15 protein-coding genes are annotated in these 16,801 nt (G+C 57.1%); 1 reads left to right on the top strand and 14 read right to left on the bottom strand.

Annotation, left to right across the window (positions count from 1 at the left end):
• Nucleotides 1-199: 199 nt before the first annotated feature.
• From B7G53_RS17700 to B7G53_RS17655, 10 genes are all read right to left on the bottom strand, one after another.
• Nucleotides 200-601 carry a PRTRC system protein C gene (locus B7G53_RS17700; RefSeq protein WP_096670132.1) on the bottom strand — a complete coding sequence of 134 codons (402 nt, stop codon included), beginning with the start codon at nucleotides 599-601 and terminating at the stop codon, nucleotides 200-202.
• A gap of 7 nt (nucleotides 602-608) precedes the next feature.
• Nucleotides 609-1,133 (bottom strand): PRTRC system protein E, encoded by a 525-nt coding sequence (locus B7G53_RS17695; protein WP_096670130.1) that lies wholly within the window; start codon nucleotides 1,131-1,133, stop codon nucleotides 609-611.
• A 90-nt stretch (nucleotides 1,134-1,223) separates the two neighbouring features.
• A complete protein-coding gene (locus tag B7G53_RS17690) occupies nucleotides 1,224-3,014 on the bottom strand; it encodes a PRTRC system ParB family protein (RefSeq protein WP_096670128.1) in 1,791 nt (596 codons plus the stop codon).
• A gap of 212 nt (nucleotides 3,015-3,226) precedes the next feature.
• Nucleotides 3,227-4,318: a competence protein CoiA family protein gene (locus B7G53_RS17685; protein WP_141396373.1), complete on the bottom strand. Its 1,092-nt coding sequence runs from the start codon at nucleotides 4,316-4,318 to the stop codon at nucleotides 3,227-3,229.
• Nucleotides 4,319-4,375: 57 nt separating this feature from the next.
• Nucleotides 4,376-5,635: a conjugal transfer protein TraB gene (locus B7G53_RS17680; protein WP_096670123.1), complete on the bottom strand. Its 1,260-nt coding sequence runs from the start codon at nucleotides 5,633-5,635 to the stop codon at nucleotides 4,376-4,378.
• Nucleotides 5,632-6,483 carry a hypothetical protein gene (locus tag B7G53_RS17675; RefSeq protein WP_096670121.1) on the bottom strand — a complete coding sequence of 284 codons (852 nt, stop codon included), beginning with the start codon at nucleotides 6,481-6,483 and terminating at the stop codon, nucleotides 5,632-5,634. The genes B7G53_RS17680 and B7G53_RS17675 overlap by 4 nt, the downstream gene beginning before the upstream one ends.
• 5 nt (nucleotides 6,484-6,488) lie before the next feature.
• Nucleotides 6,489-6,899: a bactofilin family protein gene (locus B7G53_RS17670; RefSeq protein WP_096670190.1), complete on the bottom strand. Its 411-nt coding sequence runs from the start codon at nucleotides 6,897-6,899 to the stop codon at nucleotides 6,489-6,491.
• A 2-nt stretch (nucleotides 6,900-6,901) separates the two neighbouring features.
• On the bottom strand, nucleotides 6,902-7,885 hold the full coding sequence (locus tag B7G53_RS17665; RefSeq protein ID WP_176491397.1) for a hypothetical protein: 984 nt from the start codon (nucleotides 7,883-7,885) through the stop codon (nucleotides 6,902-6,904).
• Between the two features lie 3 nt (nucleotides 7,886-7,888).
• On the bottom strand, nucleotides 7,889-8,917 hold the full coding sequence (locus B7G53_RS17660) for a recombination directionality factor (protein WP_096670117.1): 1,029 nt from the start codon (nucleotides 8,915-8,917) through the stop codon (nucleotides 7,889-7,891).
• 77 nt (nucleotides 8,918-8,994) lie between these two features.
• A complete protein-coding gene (locus tag B7G53_RS17655; protein WP_096670115.1) occupies nucleotides 8,995-10,008 on the bottom strand; it encodes a hypothetical protein in 1,014 nt (337 codons plus the stop codon).
• Nucleotides 10,009-10,199: 191 nt separating this feature from the next.
• Here B7G53_RS17655 and B7G53_RS17650 point away from each other — a divergent pair, with 191 nt between their 5' ends.
• A complete protein-coding gene (locus B7G53_RS17650; protein ID WP_096670112.1) occupies nucleotides 10,200-11,144 on the top strand; it encodes a PD-(D/E)XK nuclease-like domain-containing protein in 945 nt (314 codons plus the stop codon).
• A 17-nt stretch (nucleotides 11,145-11,161) separates the two neighbouring features.
• On the opposite strand, the gene B7G53_RS17645 is transcribed toward B7G53_RS17650, so the two are convergent.
• From B7G53_RS17645 to B7G53_RS17630, 4 genes are all read right to left on the bottom strand, one after another.
• A complete protein-coding gene (locus tag B7G53_RS17645; RefSeq protein ID WP_096670110.1) occupies nucleotides 11,162-11,935 on the bottom strand; it encodes a metallophosphoesterase family protein in 774 nt (257 codons plus the stop codon).
• A gap of 121 nt (nucleotides 11,936-12,056) precedes the next feature.
• Nucleotides 12,057-13,307: a replication initiation protein gene (locus B7G53_RS17640; protein WP_255250064.1), complete on the bottom strand. Its 1,251-nt coding sequence runs from the start codon at nucleotides 13,305-13,307 to the stop codon at nucleotides 12,057-12,059.
• Nucleotides 13,308-14,429: 1,122 nt separating this feature from the next.
• Complete coding sequence (locus B7G53_RS17635; protein WP_096670105.1) at nucleotides 14,430-15,440, bottom strand: ParB/RepB/Spo0J family partition protein; 1,011 nt, start codon at nucleotides 15,438-15,440, stop codon at nucleotides 14,430-14,432.
• Nucleotides 15,430-16,122: a nucleotide-binding protein gene (locus tag B7G53_RS17630; RefSeq protein WP_096670103.1), complete on the bottom strand. Its 693-nt coding sequence runs from the start codon at nucleotides 16,120-16,122 to the stop codon at nucleotides 15,430-15,432. Before B7G53_RS17630 ends, B7G53_RS17635 begins: the two co-directional genes overlap by 11 nt.
• Between the last annotated feature and the right edge of the window lie 679 nt (nucleotides 16,123-16,801).

Below are 16,801 nucleotides of genomic sequence, written 5' to 3'. Positions count from 1 at the left end.
GTAATGCGAAACAGGCTAGAGGCCTGCTCGCGGACTCGCAATGATGCGAAGACGAAAAGACTTTACTAAAGTTTGACCGGCCTGGCAAACGATCGAAGCCATTGAAAATTAGCAGGCAAAAAAAAGCCACCTGACCCCATAAATGGGGCCAAGTGGCTTCTCGCTCTCAGAAATGCTGACGGATTTCAGATCCCGCCGTTTAGCCCCAGATCCCAAATGCCTGAGAGGGCATTTTGATCGGGCGGCCGACTTGCTTCGAAGTGACCACGCCAAAGCACGCGGCGTAAATCACTGCGCACGAGCCGGTCAACACCGGCTCAATCACTTTCACGGTCGCGCCACCCTTGCCAGCGGCGAGATCGCGAACCTTGCCACGCAGGGTTGCACCCTGGTTGTTGGCACCCTTGTCGCCAACAGCGCGGAGGAACTTGTAGGTCGCTTCCTGCCCTTTGGTAACCGGGCCTTCGATGACCGAATTGTTGAGCTCCGGGTACTGGGTGGCGTAGAACTCGCGCACAGCATCAATGCTCAACGCAGGATTCGGGTCCACCAAGGCAATCCCGTTGTAGTTGAACTTGCGGACAATTTGGAGTACTTGCATGATCGCCTCACATGAACATGTTGGGAGTCTCGCCGGTTGCGCTGATCGGAAGATCAGGCGCGACGGGGGTGCTTTTCTCCGCAGCTGACGGGGACTCTGCTTCGTCCCCGCCTTCTGCGTTCTCGTCGTCGTCCATGTCCAGGAAGCCCGCCGCCGTGCGGTCGGTTTTGACTTCGTTGGTTTTTGCAGATGGCTTGGCACCGGCTGCACTCGTCGGCTTGACCTTGGAGGCCGCAGCTTTCACCACCTCTTTGGCAGCATCCTGCGCCTTGCCCATAACGGCATTTGCAACAGCGATCTGCTCATTGAGGTCTGCCGCTGATTGTGCGTAGGCTGCAAGAAAGCCCGGCACACCAGCGTCAAGTTCTTCAGCGGTCCCGATCAAGGCCTGCGCCGGCACGGAAATGCCGGTTTTGCCTGCCTCGACCTCGGGGATGATGTCCAGCTGCAGCTTGTCGCCATGCATGCGAACTGTCATCCGCATCACGATCCCGCTCGAAACCAGAGGGGCCAATTGTTGAAAAAGATTCATTGCATATCCTAAGAAAAGAATTGCGGATGAACTACCCCTCCGGGCAGAACACCCGCGAAGGTTTGTGTGATTGGTACGAAGCGAGGGCAGTTACCAGCGCATGAACGCCGGAATTTTCCCTACATACTCGAAACCTTCAATCGCCATGATGGCCTTGATGAAGTCGGCCTTGCCGCCGTTCTTCAGCTTTGCATATTCCTTGCCGACCGCCTTGTCCATCCCGAGTTCGATGCACACGGCGTCCATTTCGGTCTTGGTCAGCAGATCAAAAAACGCTGCGTTGATCTTCCAGTGGCTCTCGATCTGAATCCCCAAGGCCTTCAGAAATCCGACAACCGCCGTGATCTCCAGGCTGGTTGTGACCGCCGCTGGAATCTGAAACAACGCACTGCCAAGGGCCTTAACGTCCATGGCCAGGATCTCGCTGGTAAGTTGGAAAGCATCAAGTTTCCCAACGCTTCCCATTCCCGTTTCGCGTTCAATCGCCTCCACTGCTGCGTGCGAGTCGAGGGTGGACGGACGGTAGAGACACAGCGCGAGCAACAAGGCTCGGCTTTTCTCCACCGACAACTTCAACGCTCCACGATGGAATACGCCGCGCCAGATCTTCTCGCGAAATTCCTTCACTGCGTTCCGCGGCTCAGAAGAAGCAGCGACCTTCACGGTGGACGTTTTGGTCTTCTGCGATTGCTTCCGATCCTCGTTGGAACCCTGGCCTTCACCAGCGCTTCCCGGCGCGCGATCCGTCTTGGCGCTTGCGTCAATTGCAGCGCTTGCGGCGCTCTCGATCGAAGCAGCTGCAGCTTCCCGCGCGGCCTCCTCTGCCGCGGCACGGATGCCGACCTTGGTGTCAAGGCACGTCTTGTTGAAGCAGACATCCTTGAAGCTCATACCCAGCTTGTCCGGTACCCCTGAAATGCAGGCACCAAAGTCAGCACAGGTGCGACACGCGAGCGCCTGTTCAGCACCCACGCCAAGCTTGCCTTCGGCGCGCAAGGGATTGACCGTCAAGTTATCCCCTGGGCGGACAATCCGCACGACCTGGTAGGTCTCGGTCAACGCCATGCGGCGCGTTTCGAGTTCCTTCTCGGTCTTCTCACCGTAGCAAGCACCGTTTGTGCAGCGGGTACCTGAAAACGACGTGTCGAACAGGGCCTGCTGGTTGCCAGTATTGAACTTGCAGCCATTGCAATCGGCCTTGTCGAAGATCGCTGCCTCGAGCCCGAGCAGAACCTGTTCGGCCATGGCCTTCAGCTGTTCTACGGTTGGCATCACTGGCGCAGCCAGCAACTTCACGAGTACCTTTTCCTGCGCCTCGCGGGGCATGGCAGCAAGAATCTCGACATGGCCAAGGTGCAACTTCTCTTCAATGAAGGCGTCACGCACACTGTCCGTCGCATTCATGATCGCCAGTCGGCGATCGAGCAGCGGCCGTTTCCAGCCGAGCCGGCGAGCGGTTTCGTCCTTGTCGCCATTCATTTCACCGAGGAGGCGGGTCGCCGCTTCGGCGTCTTCGATGGCGGTGGGGTCTTCGCGGTTGTAGTTTTCGCTGACCATCACCGCGATGGCTTCGGCGTTGGAGTACTTCTTGGCCTTGCCAAAAACACGGTACTCCGGACCAAACACGCGGCTTATCGACATTGCACGGCGATGCCCGGCAAGGATCTGCAGGCCCCCCGTTTCGAGCTTCCTGAAGATCAGGCCCTGGAGCTGCCCGTTGCGTTTGATGTCCTCATCGAACGAGGCTTCCTTCGCTGCGTTGAGGCGGCGACGGTAGTTGAACCCGGAGACGAGTTCGCCAACAGCGATGTTTACGTCCTCGCCCTGATCGTGAACGACGGGCGATTCCTGGCCGATTGGCCGTTCCAGTACTTCTGTCATGGGTTTGTCTTTCTGAAAAGAAAAACGGGGACCCACGAATCCCAAGGGGATGTGAATCCCCGTATGGGTTGAAATGCGGCGTGCATTGCGCACGCGAGTCCTCAAAGTGAGGAGGCAGAGGCATATTAGCAGCCGATCTGCCGCGCTGCAACAGATCTCGACCAGTCAGAAAGTGGCTTGCCCGCGAGTCGCGCCAGTCCTGGAAGCCCACCTCAGTTCTCAAAGGGGTCTGAAGTGAACTCCGCCAAGCTTCGGCCAGACTTCACGGTCGATGAAAGCGCGGCCAAAGCTTCCATGCCACGGAACACGTCATCCAAAACGAAAGCCTTGAGCTCCGGGTCGTATCGTCCCACTGCCGGCGGAAGGTCGTTTTCCCAACCGTTCCACTGGTGACCCGGAAACGGGATGACCACATACCTTCGATCAGAGCGCATGTAGCGTACCCACAACTTTGAATCGGGGAGCCTGTAGAACGTCAGCGTGCATCCCGGCGAACGGCCGGGCATAGCATCCTCTGCCCCGCCCCCGGTGGGAGGGGGGCCGAACGCTGGACGAGGCCGCAGGAAAGCCTCTCCAGCACGGTTTCGCCTAGCTATGCCCGCCCACCGGCTGCCCGCCTCGATCGCCCTCTGATGAGCTAGCTTGTCGATCCTGGCCGCCTCAAGGCGATCTTGGGCATCAAGTTGCTCAATTGCGTGCTTCACCTGTGCTGCGCCTGCCGGCACGCGGATCCATTGCCAGGCAGCCGTAGCGCGAATTTGCGCCATCGCCGCTTCGAACGTCCGAAGGTGCTGGGGAGCTGGAATCGGGAACCGGCAAACGATCATTCCCGTGTCGCTCACCGCGACCGGCAACGCGGACATCGGCGATTCAGTGGCTTCTACGGAAAGCTCAGCTATTTCCCCGTCCACCAGGTGAATGCGTGCAACGGTGGCCCCCTTCGGTGCATCCATCGCGAAGTCCGCCCATCGCTCGAATTCAGGCTGCCAAGCCAGCTTTGCATCAGAATGCCCCAGCCTGCTTGGGCGACGAATCGTGACGTGGCATTCAGGCAGTTTCAGAACCGCCTTGCCAAGAATGTCCTCAATGGCGAGCCTGCGGATCAGATTTAGCGCGCCGGCATAGCATTCGGGGTTTTCCTGTCTGGCAACGTGCGCAAAGTGCCACGTGAGTACTTCCCCCTGCTTGGCCACCAAAGGACTGCCGCAAACCCGACAAAAGCACGCACAGGCAGCGCCTTGAGCCACCTCGCCGATCAGTCGCGTCTCGCCGCTGACCGTGACGCCTGCAAAGATCTCACTCACATTGTTTCGGGTTCGCGAATTGAACTAGCCTTTCGACAGCCACAACTCTACCGCCTCTCAGTCTCCACCCTTGGCGACTTTCGGCCTATTTTCCGCCTTGATGAGTCGCTTCCCGAACAAGACAGCCATGCCTTCGCTGTGCCGGGACTGGATGGCCGCCGTTTCAGCGCTCCTGGACGCCCAGGTATTGGCCAGCACGATCACCATCTGGTGATCGTCAAGGGCCTCATTGAGGAGGCTCAGAATCGGCATGTACTCCTCAAAGCAAAATATCACTCGCGCTTTGATGCCGCTGCGAAAGGGCAGGATGTTGCTGCTCCGCCAGTTCGTGAGGAAGCTGCCCGTCGAATTCCAAGGTTTCCACAGCGCTATTGGGACCGGTTGGCGCGTCAAGGCGGTCACGCTACTCCCATCGGGGTAGAAGGCAAGTGCTGCAGTCTGGAAATTGCCATCAGCGGTCGGCAAATCCGCCCCAATAACCACCGTCTGGCCGGCCTTTGCCGCATCGTCGAGGATGATTTCCTTGAGAATGGGATAGAGCGTTGGGTGATAGGTCTGCACGATGCTTTCAGGGAATACGACCACTGACGCGACATTCTCTTCTGACAGCGCCCGCGTCGTTTTCCCCATCCGCTCTACCCTATCGAGCATCTCGAATGGATCTGAGGCCGCGCCCCAGCGGGTGCTCACGGCCACCATGTCATTGACGTACCGGTTTTCAATCTCATCGTGGAAATGCGACACAACAGCTAGGACGCCGGCCAGCCCCACGGCCGCGCCACGTACGTAGGCCATTGACCACCTCTTCGCCGTGACCACCGCCATGACGGCCGCAGGGACAAGGACGCTCAGCGCAACGCCAATCCACCCCCATCCGGGTGTGATGTACCCCCAGGCGACAACAGCATGCCCAGGCGATGACGCCGCCACCGGCGGAAGCAGAGTCACAACCCACGCTACTGCGACGGCAAGCGCCTTTCTCCAAGGCACCTCTGCAGCGGTCCAGGCAAGCGACCATGCGGCGCCCGCGATCAGTCCCACCAGAAGCCACAGCATCGATCCGATGATCAGACTGTTGTCGAACCATGCGGCGGCGAACGCCGGCAGTCCTCGCATAGTTCCAAGCACATATCCCATCGAGAGCGCGAACGCTCGGGCCCTTGAACCGGAAATGCCAACAGCCACGGGAAGCAGGGCCGCGAGAATGGGCGTTCTCCCCTCCCCCCAGGAGAGGTAACCAATCGCGGCCCCGGCAGCGGCAGCGAGCACTGGGCCTTGGAACCGCCGCGCCAGCTCAGCTAGTTGGATTTTCTTCATTTGGTGGGGGTGTGGTTCATCATTTCGGCTACACGGTGAATCAGGCGCAGCTGCAGGCTGCCTGACAGTGAGGGAGCATTGTGCTGAAGCGCCTGGAGCACGATGGCATTCCAGGCATACGCGTCCGAGCAATCGACTGGAAGGGCAATCGTGCGGGCCCCCTGAGAGATCTTCACAAAGTACTTGCTGCCTTGTTGCTCAATCCAAATCGATTTATTCCGCTCAGGCCCATGATTTTCAATAGCCAAGGGTCGGTCGAGAAGCCCAAGGAGAGCGCCCGCTACCATCGGCAGCTCACGGCGCATGAGTTGAAACGGGATCTTCCGCTCCCAGTCATACCCGCGACCAGCGGTGGCCACCGCCGCTTCAATAAGAACTGTACGCACCACATCCTCTTCGCCGGGCTGTTGTCTCAACGTGTCGAGCTCGATGGTCAACGCGGCTTTTGATGCGTAGATGTGGTGCTTTACACGCTTCGCCGGCACCGCGGTGCCGCTTCCCGCGTCGTCCAGCTGGCCGTTTTCCAGAAACTGGGGACGGTCAGGCCGTGGCTCGGTTGCATGGGACGGAACCGGCGCCGCACTCACCACGAGAGGCGTCTGCTCAAGATCAGGCGAAACTTTACGAGCCTTCTGTCCCGGCGCCTTGAGGGCCACTCGTACCCATTCGATGTCACCTGCCTCTTCTGTCCCTCGTTCGATAAGAGTTACGACGTTTAGAAGCCGCGCGCGGATTTCCTCGGTGCACTGCGCAACCGCGCCCTCCAATTCCTTCAAGTCCGGTACAGGGATTCCGCGTTGCTTCAGGACCTGGGCAATCCACCGATGGCTGACCACAACACTCTTCATGCGCGTCAACCTGCGTCCGGGAGCTTTGCTTTGGCGCGGCGGACCGTGCGGATGCGCCCGTCGACCTGAGCGCCGTCATAGGTTTTGATAGCGCCGGCGGTGATGTTCGCGCGAGCCTCCAATGTTTGCGCCATGAAAACAGCGCCACCCGCGATCAGTTCGCTGTGGTCCTTGCCCTCGGCCGGATGGATTTTGCCGAACAGGTAGGCATCGTCTTCGCACGTCACATCACCTGTGATGCTTCCATGCTCCATGAGAACGAGCGGCCCGCCACTTACCAGCACATTGCCGACAATAGTTCCCTCGATGAGAAGTCCGCCTTCGCTTTCCAGTTGCCCGATGAACTTGCTCCCGGGTGCAAGTCGGTTGATGATATTCATCCCAACGGGATCGATAATTATGGTTTCGTCGGTCATGTTCATTCCAGCCTGTATTCTTTTGCGTCCGTTTGGACCTTGCCATTGACTCTGTCGATTGCCTTCAGAACTTCGCCCGTGGGGAGCCTGTCGCCCACGGCAAACTTCTCAGGCAGCCGGGTCTTCACATTCGTAAAAAGAGCGAACTTGCCGTCCTGAGTCAAGGCGACAAGGCCGCTGCTTACGCTGCTAGATCCGCTTGTGGAAGCCTGCGGCTTTGGTAGCTGCCCTAAGGCCGGTGGTGGAGCAGTGGCCTTTTGCTGCGAGACCGCCTCGGGCAGCTTTGCCTTCGCGAATGGAACATCCGCGTCCAAGATCACTGCAGGACGGGCCTTTTCGTCCTTGGCATCCTCCTTTGGCACTACGGCAGGCGCCTGCTTGTGGGATGGGACGACTGGTGCCGCTTGCTGGGTCGGTCGCACGGCGGGCAATGCGGGGGCCTTGGCTGAAGTCACAGTGGGCAGCGGGGCAGACGGTACCTGCACCGGTCCCTTTGCGCTGGGCACTGGTGGCGCAAGCTCACGCGCGCTACTTTCTTCCTCCAACTGGCTATTACCCGGAAGCGGTGCCGATGGCGAGGCGCCTGGCAAGGGGTAAGGCGCATCCACGGACCTGACCGCCACGGGTGTCTCTGCAGGCGCGATGGAAGTCGCTACCGGTATGTCTTCCGCGCTATCGCGCTGCTGGAGGACGAAGCCCAGCGCCGTCCCCAAGAAGATGACTACCGCCGCAACTGGCAGCGCGTATGCGCGCAAGTGCCGGAAGGTACTCGCTCGCCTGGTCGCCGATATTTCGAGAACATCCACAGGCAGGAAGGTGAACTGGCGCGCCTTTTTTATAATGCTTGCGGAATTCTGCCAATGGCCGTCCTTCCAGCGTAGGGTTTTAGACAGGTCGGTTTGCGTGACCGCCTGGCCGACTGGGACACCCATAGCGAGTGTCATTGTCGGGCCCACTACTAGGCGCGTGATGTTTGGGTCGCTCATAGTCTATTGAGTAGGTGTTGATTGTTCCGCTGCCGGTGCGAGTCCAGCCTGCGCAAGGGAGGACGAGATCAAATCGGCGGCTAAGTGGGGCGCAGAACTGCGCGCGTGCCTCTTAGTCAGCGGCGAGGAGACCGACTGGCTCCCCTTCCGCCGCTCCGCCTTGGGGATGGCAACGGGGGCGTAAAAATCTGAAATTTCATTGAAGTCGTCGAATGCCAGCGAGAGCTTGCTGTCGGCATCGCCGTTTTGGAGCTTCTCGTAAATAGCGTCTTGATCGGAAACGAGGCCGCATTCTTTTTCTTCGTCACGTTCCTTCTTCGCCTGTCGCATCACTTCGACTTCCGAGTTCCCATCCAAGGAGAGTTTGAAGACATCGAATGGCTCGAACGAGCTTGCCTCGTTGCTGGCTTGCCAGAGCGAGAGCTTGATGGGCACATGACGGAGGCCTCCAAAACGGCTTTCGATGAGCTCCAGCTGGGCACGGAGCGTCTTGTAGGCATTGAACGACGAGGTTCGAACCTCGAAGACGCTGAGCGCGTTCGCCTGCCCTTTGATCTGGACCGGCATCTTGACTTGGCGTCTGCAAGAAACAACCCCGGACTGAGCAAACTCGCAATCCTCCGAGCCGGCGCATGGCGCGTCCACAGTTACAGGCTGATTACCCTCGATAAGTGAGGTGCGCCTTGCATTGCAGCCATCACCGACACAGACCGGCCGACCTTCCCCGTCGAACGCCTGATACTTCACAGTCAATGCGTTGGCTGTTTTGTTGAAAAACATCCGAATCGGCACCTCAACCAACTTCCCTGCGGCCTTGTTCGCAGCCTCGCGTTCAAGCAACATCTTGCCTGCGGGGTGACTGGCCAGGCGCATGCGCTCGCCGTCGATTTCACTAGGAAGGCGAGTATGGTGGCGCGCCAGTATTTCGATCTCGCCCGTGAACTTCGTTTCGGTGGAGGCGGGATCGCTGGTCGTAGCCACGCGAATGAACCCCTCGTTGAACGGGCCAATGCTTAGTGATTTCATGTCCATTTGACTCTCCAGGAAAAATGCGCCAAGAGCGCGCGTTGCGAATAGTTGGGACTATCTCAACATGAAAGGGGTCGTTGTCAAGCAACCGCTGAGGGTGTTTGCATGGCGAGGTACTGGTCTTTGCTCATGTCAGCTGGCGTTTCCATGTTTGGAGCAATTCCTGCCAGGCCAATGGTGATGTCGTTCAACCCCTGCATGCCAATCTGGTGCATCCGAACCGTGAACTGGGTAAGCCGAACAGCGGAGTCAGCCAAGTGGAGGGTGAACTTCACCACGTCCGACGCGGCGATGGATTGCGAGACGGTCCATCCGAGAACCGGGAACATTGCGTGGAGTTTCATCAGCCAAAGGACGATGCCATCCGTAATAGCGAACTGGACCCGTTCAGGGGCCAGGACTAACGGCTCGCCCTCAAAGTCTCGCGAGCCACCGTGCGGAGCGTAGGGAGCCATTGCCTCGGCCGGCGAGGCTGCTAAGTACAAAGATGAACGGACAACGTCCTTGAGACGCTTGTCCATCAATGAATTCAGTTCCGGTATCTCCGGCCACTCCCCTTGCTTTTGGCAGGCGATAAGGACGAACCCGAGGCGAGGGGCCCGTTCTGGCAGCTCAATGGTCGTTGCGGGGAACTCAGTCGCCTGCCTCGATGACTCCGGAACCAGCCTCTGGAGGTGTTGCCGAATCACTCGAGGGCGCCAGGTGGTTATCCAGTCCATCGGCAGGACTCCCTCGAAGATGACGATCCGGGTCTTTTTCCCGAACCAGTTGTTCAGGGCCGACTTGATAGTGTCCCGCGCCGATTTCCAGACGAGAGGTTCGTTGATGAGTTCGCACTCCGAGGGAACGATAACGGGCATCATGAACAATTCGCAATACACATCGATGTTCCTGTGCCTGTAGTGCAGCCGGCTGATGCTGTTGACCAATTCCTCATGCGCTTCCGCGTTGAGTTGCTGGGCATTCATGATTTTCCAGATCGCAGCCTCATCGGTGCACTTGATGGCAGTCTGGAGCGCAGCCCTCCACGTCTCAGGCAAAAGCTCAGGATTGAAGTCGATTTCAGCGGAGTTAGTCAATTTTTCTGGGGTCATTTTCTTGATTCTTAAAGTAGCGGCTGTCCTTACGTTAAAGCTATCACGCGAAGCGGCACCGTCAACCCCGCTCAACGCACGAATTTTCCGCTTTGTTCCGATATTTGAGGCCTTTCACACCCATCGAGCGTCTTGACAGATGGTGCGTCCGTGGTTTCATAGATCAAGCCCATCAATGGAGCAACCAAGACATGAACAAAGTATTCGACCTCACTTCATCCGCGGCACTGTTTGGCACGACAGACGAGCTGAGTCTCAACGTGACGGCAGGAGCTACCCCCTTCAGCCGCATGTACGCCGACATGACCTCTCATGCGTACCATGCGGACCGCGAGGTTCTGAGCTGCAGCATGCTCAAGCCACTTCTGATTTCGCCGGCGCATTTCCAGGCCAGCCTTCTGAATTTGCATTCATCAAGCAAAGCGAAAGATTTCGGAAGCCTCGTTCATGCGCTCGTGCTGGAGCCTCAACAGGTGGGCAACGAGATTGCTGTCTTTCCTGGACTGGCGGATGCTCGCAACAAGGATTACAAGGCCTTTGAGGCTGCGAATCCGGCACGTCTGGTAATTGACGAACCCACATTTCGCAAGGGCCTTCTCCTTGCTGAAAAAATCAAGTATCGCCGTGTTCGGGGTCGCTTCTTTGGTGATTTTCTCGCCGAGGGGCAGGCGGAGGTGAGCATCTATTTCCAGGAGCCGACGACCGGACTGATGCTCAAGGTTCGGTTCGATCTGTACCACCCGGAGATCAGCTTCGATTTGAAGACCACCCGGCACGCCACCAGCTCAGCGTTCTTGCGCGATGCGAACGACATGGGCTACGACTTCCAGGCGTTCATGTATACCTTCGGGCGCTCCCTTTATGAGGGTTCAGCTAGCGCAAAGCCGTTCGAATTCATTGCTGCTGAAAGTGATGAGCCGCATTCGATCCATGTCATCACCGCCGGCGAGAGCTTCATGAACAATGGCGCCAAGAAGTTCCAGGAGATTCTGTCGGTCTATTCGAGTTGCATGGCAGCCGAGTACTGGCCTGACTCTGGAGGCGATCTGGTCGCGGAGATTGATCACTGGCAGGCGTTCTCACCAAAGAATGACTGGAAGGCTGCATTGGCCACGAATGCCGCTGTACCGACGTAAAGCAAGGTCAACCGGGTTCAAGGCGCGACATCCTTGAACACATCCAGATACTTTTGCCGGAAGTCCCGCTGCGCGTCCAGTTCGCCCGGGACTATCACCTTGGAGATTCCGCTTGCGTCGATGGCTGTGATGCCTCGCAAGCCGACGCCAAAACTCTTGAAGCCCTGCCGGTCCCACCGATCGGAGCTGTCCAGGTTATCGTGATGGTGCCCGTGAACGGCCACTTTGACGCCCATGCTCTGCGCCAGGCTGTCCAGGAGCTCAAAGCCGTTGTTGTGATATCCAGGCGCTTCATGGGTGATGAGGATGTCTGCCGGCATTCCTGACAAACGATCCAGCTCGTCCGGATAAATGGTGGACCAGTGCTTGCACGGCACGCTCCCCTGCCATCGGTCCTGCCATGGCGTTGCCCGAACATGCTCTTTGCGGTTGCGGAAATTTGGCGGTGTCGGCAGGCTGGGATACCAGACGCTTTCGCGGAAGACCCCTCCCAACCCGGCGATCCGGATACCGTTGGGCAAGGTTACAACCCGCCCATCGACGTTCCTATCTGCCAGCTTGCCGCCCCAGAGGTTGTTCCAGTTAAGTTCGCTGTCCGTATCGTGATTGCCGTGGATGAACCACAGCTTGTCATCAATCGACGCCATCGCTTCGTGCAGCGGCTGCCCGGACTCCATATCGCCAAGCAATATGACAGCTGACGCTCTCAAATCGCCGGCGGCCTGCAGGATGTGGTCGAACTTCCCGTGCGGGTCGCCGCAGAACAGCATGATGTCGGCTGATGTTGGCATAGTTGGGGTGGAACTCGCGATCAATTCTGAGTGAGGCTGGCCAGGTGGCGGCGTAACTCAGGGGCATCGGAAGGCATGAAGCCATCATCGCAGTCCAGCCGTGGAAGGCGGGGGAAACCTTCTAAATCTTGCTTAGAAGGGTCTGCGCATACTCAAGCAGGTCTTCCGCATTTGGCTCGCCCCACAAATCCTTCATTAGCCATTGAAAAAATGCGGCCTCAGAGGGCTTTGTTGCTTTGGTTTTTAGGCGGAGTGCCGGAGTAATTTGTTGCTCGTTGTACTTGGCGATGAGGTCCTGTTGATCATCCGCGTCGAGCACCTTGAAGTAGGCTTCGGCCTTCGCAATTTGGTTGGTGCGATAGAGAGCACTCAAGTTCGGCTTTCCTGAGGACGGTGGTGGTTCCGCGCCCTTCGGCTCTACATCCTCCACAGCTTCGCCGTTTATCGCCCATTTCCGCTGCAGCGCCATTCTGAAATACGCGGGGGGGTTTTCAAGCTTTTCCGACTTTTTACTGGTCTTCCGCTCGTTGGTATATGCGAGCGTTGCCTGGATCACTTTGGGCGAATATTCCTTCAATAGTCGCTTTGCCTCTGAGGACAGGACGCCAAGTTTCACCATCTGTGCGACCAGGGATGTCTCATTCTCATCGAGACCCGCAGCGTCTGCGTACTGGCGTCCCTTTGCTACCTTGAAGAAGACACCTTCGACAGACTTTCCTGCCTTTGTCTCCCTGAGGACGATATTGATAGCTCCCTCGGCGTTGATCTCGGCTATTGAGGGATTCAGGATCTTTGCCTTGAACACCTTGTATTGCTCGTAGGTTTTGCGAGTAGCCGATTCGCCCAAGACGATGTCGCGAAACTTCTGCCACGGCACCGTCGTAGTTGTTCCAACTTTTTCAAATCGGACGCAGTGTTCATAGATACCGATAGACGCCAGGCGCCTGTACTTTCGAACCACCGTTTCGTCAATCAACGCATAGACATCTGGATTACGAACGTACAGCTTCAGTGGTTCACTCAAGCGAAAGCGGATGGTATCAGCGGTGATCTCCACGTCGGGGTACAGCACTGAGGAGATCCACTTTGCCCTTTTCGCTTCTGGAGCTACTACGTCCCAGGCAAAAACAATTCGCTGCAGGGCTCGCGCAGCGTCCTTGAGGTATTTACGATTCTTTGAATTGAAGCCGATGTCATTGCTCATCTCATCGATGCGAATGGACCAGTATCCATCGGCATCGGGTTCAGTCGAGTTTGCCTTTTTGAGCCAGTTGTTCGACATCTTTCGCTGCACAGCGGTAAGGTCGCCGAGCGGCATACTGTGAACGATCTGAACCGCTTTCCGAAAAGGATCCGGGGATTCCTTTTTCATGAACAGACTGATCTGGTGCTCTGGAGGTGGTGGAGATGTTCCCATGCCGGGGCCTGGCGGAATGTAGATTTCTGATGGTACCTATGTACCGCGATTGAGGCAATTCTTTTTTTGGATTGTTTCTTTGGACGCCCTTGTTTGGATGTCGCCACCCGTTGTGTATTTATTTAACTAACACTTTAAGAATTTAATACATTTAGGGATCTGAAACCCAGCAGCCATGCGGGTTTCAGCGGGGTATGGTATCTCTCTATGGGGCGGAAGGTCCCCTTTTGTGGGGGAATAAGTAGCCATTTATGGGTGACTGGAACCCTTCTATGGGTCTTCAGGTATGTGGATATGGGGTCAAAGGTACCCATCAATGGGGAATTTCAAAGGTACCGGTTTATGGGGCGTTTTGAAGGTACCTGAATATGGGGCGCTTCATAGGTACACGTTTATGAGGCTTGCCCAGGCCTCGATCTAATCCCGTGTCCCAAGGTTGAGTTGAAGAGGCAGGCTTCGTTCTGTGCAGGTCCATCTTAGGTATCCGTTTATGGGGAGCCCAAAAGGTACCCGTTTGTGGGGCGCGGCCTGGGGACCCATCTATGGGGCGGCGGACCGACCCCTGACGGCTCGGCGGCGGACCTCATTATGTCGGCGTCAGACTCAGGGACGTACTTTTAGGTACCTGTTTATGGGTCAGCGTGAAGGTACCCGTTTGTGGGGAATTACCTTCTGCATGGGTCCCTATCCGCGGTGCCCGTCTGAACCTGCTCCCCAAGTATCTGGCGACAGTTAGGCTTGGATTTCCTAAGGTACCCCCCCATGGGGGATTGCTTAAAGTACCGGTTTATGGGGAAACATCAGGTACCCGTCTATGGGGTGAAAGATACCAAAAGGTGGGCTCGCGGTCCGAAAACCAGCTTTAAGGGCGTCTAAGGTACCCGTTTATGGGGCGAATTCGGATCATTCTCAGGTTTTAGGTCACCGAAGCCCCATATCCGGGTACCTTTAGCACATGCGAGGCATTTTTCTAACTGTCTAACGAGCCAAATGGGGGCATGATGCTTCGCTTTTTGGGCCTTTGTTGGTGAGTGGACGCCCACACCGATAGTTGGTTTCCCGGGTACCTTTCCGCGCTTAGATGCTCAGTTGGCCAGCGAGCATCTGCTCGATAAGTGCCTTGAGCTCTTCCACTTTGGGCTCTGGTAGCCCTTTGAACACCAGCTCCACTTGGCCGCGCGATGGGACAACCTTCAAGGACCCCTTGCTCTCCCCATACTTGACGGGATGGGCTTCACCTCGAAGTCGTGATTTCGGACCGCTGAGCTTCGAAGCGATAAGGGTGCTCACCTGGTGCCGGCTCAAGTCAAGCTTTGCCGTCTCTTCAATGACGTCCTCGGCCATGTACTCAGCCTTCTCGGGCGCTTCTTTGAATTGGTCGGCCGCGAAGACATTGCTGATCTCATACGCGATTGTGAGAGCGCGAGTTTGGGGATGGTCACTCATCATCCGAAGCAACCTCTCGGGGATGCGATTCAGCCCCATCGTCTTCGAAACCGTGGCCTTAGATATACCGAGGCTCTGGGCAAGCGCGTCCTGATCCGCATAGACGCCTTTGGCCAGCAAGTCCTTCCACCGAACGGCATCGTCCAGCGCAGTTTGCGCGCTGCGCTCAAGGTTGATACGCCGCGACATTTCATACTCAGCGGCGTCATCAACGGGCGTGGGAACGATTTCAACTTCCAGGGTGCCCAGACCCCCGATGGTGGCTCCCTGGAAGCGTTTCACGCCATCGATCAAGAACACTCGGCCAGACCTCACGTATCCAAGCCCGGCCAGGTGCTGTCCGTTTGTTCGCAGCGACTTAGACATGTCGTCAAGCTCTTCTGTGCTGTAGAAGACCCGTGCTTGATTTGGGCTTCGCGCAAGGAGAAACAACGGAACCGGGTATTTGCTGCCAACCGCGTACAAAGTCGAAATGTCGGTGTCCGCGGTTGGCAAACTGTGAGCTGCGGGCGCCACTGGCGGCGCAGGAATCGGGGTGGGAGGCCGCACGTCGCTCAGCGCCAAGCTCATTGCCGCTTGGTCCGTGTTGCGGTGGATATGGCCGAGAACTGGCTTGCGTTTTGACTTGGAGTTAGGCGCCATTTTTCTTGCTTCCCTTGTTGAACTTGTTGAATGCTTTAAAAGCTTCATCGACCATCTGGGTGAATTCCGCTTCTGCCTTCTCGCGCTCGCGTGGTGGCATTTCAAAGATGGTTCGCCCCATGCGGTGCGCGTCACGCCAGATCTTCCGGTCGCGGACTAAGGCCTCGAGAATAGGCACGCCTGGGAGGGCCTCCTTAAGCGCTTCGTAGGCATCCGCGCCTTCAGTGGTATTCCAGGCACCGGGAACTGCGTTGATCGAGACAACCAGTGGGATCTTCCCGTTCTTGTGCTTCGAGTCCGCCTTGGCAAAGGCATCAGCCAATTCAAGGGTGGACTCAAGATCGCCCTGCCCCACCCGAGTCGGAGCAATCCACAAGTCGACAATTCGGGTGAGTTCGCTCAGCCGGGCGTAGTCGCGGGCGCCGACGTCAACGACAACGACATCGTACTTCTCGGAGAGCATGCGGATGTGCTCGGTTGGGTCAACAGCTTTGTCGACGATGGTGAAGTTGTGCTGCAACTTGAAATGCGAACGCAACTCCCCCCATTTGCTGGAAGTCTTCTGGGTGTCTGTATCGACCAGGATGACACTGTATCCTTGCTGCGCAAGATAGGCGGAGAGATTCACCGCATAGGTGCTCTTTCCGACCCCTCCTTTTTCGGCTCCAATTTGAACGATCACGGGACTCTCCTATAGGGTTTTAAGGTTGGCGAAATCGCCAGTTTTGGCAAGCATCAGTCGAAGACGTAGCCGACTTCCTCACACTTGGCTTTGCCGATGGTTTCCAGGCACACCGCCTTGTTCTTTGCATCGTGTTCCTTCTTTCGATCTTTGAGGCGTTGTTGAGTGACGCTCTAGTCCTCTGCTGCTGCTTTGGCCGGCGGCGGTTTTTGGCGCGGATTATTCGGAGCATCCGGCAAGTGCTCCTAAAACGATAGCTGCACCGAGGACGTGCCCCAGCAGCGAACTTTGAAAGTTTCTATTCAGATAACAGCCCACAATCGGCTTCTCATTTGGTCTGAAGCTAATTTAACAGCAAAGATAACTCTGTCAAGGGGTAATACTGGCCAAAAGCGAGTTGATGGTGTGAAATTGTTCGCGCGTGTAGCGAGAACCAGTTTCCCCGGTGAAACTGAACTACTGTTGCACGGCGTGCCATGCCGATTTTCCGGTTGTCCAATGCGCGTCTATCGGAATTCGCCTGTCTTTTGCTGCAAGGGGCATACGTGTTATCGCTTATCGAGCTCCGTGTTGGCCAATGGTGTTGTCTTGCCTCTTGCCCTCGCCATTAGCTATTGCCGATTGATATTAACCATCGTCGCTTAACTAGCCTATGCGGGGATGCTGCGTCACTTCCAGA

The organism is Polaromonas sp. AET17H-212 (assembly GCF_002379085.1).
Lineage (GTDB): Bacteria > Pseudomonadota > Gammaproteobacteria > Burkholderiales > Burkholderiaceae_C > Polaromonas.
The sequence above is the reverse complement of the archived record's forward strand: the minus strand, read 5'-3'. Positions and strand labels throughout refer to the sequence as shown.

What these genes read in the sequence shown, in the direction of transcription:
- B7G53_RS17700 (WP_096670132.1), bottom strand. Translation starts at nt 601, where the DNA reads ATGCAAGTACTCCAAATTGTCCGCAAGTTCAACTACAACGGGATTGCC.
- B7G53_RS17695 (WP_096670130.1), bottom strand. Translation starts at nt 1,133, where the DNA reads ATGAATCTTTTTCAACAATTGGCCCCTCTGGTTTCGAGCGGGATCGTG.
- B7G53_RS17690 (WP_096670128.1), bottom strand. Translation starts at nt 3,014, where the DNA reads ATGACAGAAGTACTGGAACGGCCAATCGGCCAGGAATCGCCCGTCGTT.
- B7G53_RS17680 (WP_096670123.1), bottom strand. Translation starts at nt 5,635, where the DNA reads ATGAAGAAAATCCAACTAGCTGAGCTGGCGCGGCGGTTCCAAGGCCCA.
- B7G53_RS17675 (WP_096670121.1), bottom strand. Translation starts at nt 6,483, where the DNA reads ATGAAGAGTGTTGTGGTCAGCCATCGGTGGATTGCCCAGGTCCTGAAG.
- B7G53_RS17670 (WP_096670190.1), bottom strand. Translation starts at nt 6,899, where the DNA reads ATGACCGACGAAACCATAATTATCGATCCCGTTGGGATGAATATCATC.
- B7G53_RS17665 (WP_176491397.1), bottom strand. Translation starts at nt 7,885, where the DNA reads ATGAGCGACCCAAACATCACGCGCCTAGTAGTGGGCCCGACAATGACA.
- B7G53_RS17660 (WP_096670117.1), bottom strand. Translation starts at nt 8,917, where the DNA reads ATGGACATGAAATCACTAAGCATTGGCCCGTTCAACGAGGGGTTCATT.
- B7G53_RS17655 (WP_096670115.1), bottom strand. Translation starts at nt 10,008, where the DNA reads ATGACCCCAGAAAAATTGACTAACTCCGCTGAAATCGACTTCAATCCT.
- B7G53_RS17650 (WP_096670112.1), top strand. Translation starts at nt 10,200, where the DNA reads ATGAACAAAGTATTCGACCTCACTTCATCCGCGGCACTGTTTGGCACG.
- B7G53_RS17645 (WP_096670110.1), bottom strand. Translation starts at nt 11,935, where the DNA reads ATGCCAACATCAGCCGACATCATGCTGTTCTGCGGCGACCCGCACGGG.
- B7G53_RS17640 (WP_255250064.1), bottom strand. Translation starts at nt 13,307, where the DNA reads ATGAAAAAGGAATCCCCGGATCCTTTTCGGAAAGCGGTTCAGATCGTT.
- B7G53_RS17635 (WP_096670105.1), bottom strand. Translation starts at nt 15,440, where the DNA reads ATGGCGCCTAACTCCAAGTCAAAACGCAAGCCAGTTCTCGGCCATATC.